The sequence below is a fragment of the Arthrobacter sp. GW460-12-1-14-TSB2 genome, assembly GCF_059423525.1.
In genome coordinates, this window is sequence record NZ_JBWKYC010000053.1 from 1 (window position 1) to 932 (window position 932).

2 pseudogenes are annotated in these 932 nt (G+C 68.2%); both read right to left on the minus strand.

Going from position 1 to position 932, the window contains the following annotated elements:
• Positions 1–351 (minus strand): annotated as a pseudogene (locus AC07YR_RS23235) (FAD-dependent oxidoreductase); the annotation flags it as partial.
• 212 nt (positions 352–563) lie between these two features.
• A pseudogene (locus AC07YR_RS23240) lies at positions 564–932 on the minus strand (patatin-like phospholipase family protein); the annotation flags it as partial.

Below are 932 nucleotides of genomic sequence, written 5' to 3' on the forward strand. Positions count from 1 at the left end.
GGCGCCGTCCACGGGAGACAGTGCCGGGGCGGAGCCGGTGGCAATCACCAGCTGGTCGTAGCTGAACTCCATTCCGTCAGAGGTAGTCACCACGCGGTTTGCTGCATCGATGAAGCTGGCCGGCTGGCCGAAGCGGATTGAAACCTGGGGGAGCGCCGCCAGTTCCAGGAGTTCGGACGGGGCGTCGTCGCGGTTGCTGAGTACAGTGATGCTGCCTGCGAAGCGGGACCCGTCCAGCTTGCTCACCAGGGCACGGGCAGCAGGTCCGGCTCCGGCGATGACCACCCGCGGAACAGGCGGCGACGCCTGGAACGAGGCGGAGGAGGGGGTGGACGGTGCCGAGGCGGACATGTGAAGGCCCTTTCGCTGGTGAGGCCTTCGTTTGGCCCCGGTTGGTGATGAAACCCAGCGTAGGCTTCCGGTTTTTCGAGGGTGTTTCCCGGTTGTTGCCGGAATGTCCCTGCCCGTTCCACACTGTTTACCAGACGGCAACAAACGTGTACTTTCGTTGTGTCCTGCCTCACAATCAGCCCCGTCTGGCCCTGCCTGCCTGCGGGGACCGCTCAGCCGTACCGGCGGAAAGCCTCACGAAGGCCCCGGGCTGCGATGTTGGCGAGGACGCCCGCCTTGTCCGCGGGGCCATGGACGCCGGCCGGTTCCACGGAGGCGATCAGGGCCGCCGCGTCCGCCAGTCCCATGCTGACCGGAACATCCAGCAGCGAACCCACAGTGAGCCGGGCCTGCCTGGTGTCGTCCCAGGCGTCCGGGCCGGGATCGTCGTGGAAGACCCGGGCAAGGGACAGCCGGTGCCAGGCGCCGCCCGCGCGGACGGAAGCCCGGTAGGTCACCGATTCGCCGCGGACGTCCACGCGCCCGCCGGCCAGGAAGACCCGTGGGCCGAAGGGTGCGTAGTCGAGGAACCCCGTGAGCCG